Origin of the sequence: Paraburkholderia sp. SIMBA_030 (genome assembly GCF_046535245.1) — a bacterium.
Classification (GTDB): Bacteria; Pseudomonadota; Gammaproteobacteria; order Burkholderiales; family Burkholderiaceae; genus Paraburkholderia.
In genome coordinates, this window is the sequence record NZ_JAWRXB010001079.1 from 1 (window position 1) to 254 (window position 254).

A 254-nucleotide genomic window follows, 5' to 3' on the forward strand; every position below is an offset into this window, starting at 1 on the left:
CCTGGGCGAGGTGCTGTCGAACGACCGGCCGCTCGCGGTGCGCTACGACGGCCATTACTATTTTCCGATCGTGAAGGACTATCCGGAGACGCTCTTCGGCGGCGACTTTCCGGCGCGCGCCAATTATCTCGATCCGTATATCCGCTCGCGGCTTCAGTCGAACGGCAACTTCGCGATCTATCCGCCCAACCATTTCCGCTACGACACCATCGACTATTTCGCCGCGCATCCGTATCCCGCGCCGCCCACTTCGT

At 61.4% G+C, this 254-nt stretch carries 1 pseudogene; it reads left to right on the forward strand.

Features of this window, described 5'->3' with window-relative positions:
- Nucleotide 1: 1 nt before the first annotated feature.
- Nucleotides 2-254, forward strand: a pseudogene (locus SB772_RS43345) (ABC transporter permease); the annotation flags it as partial.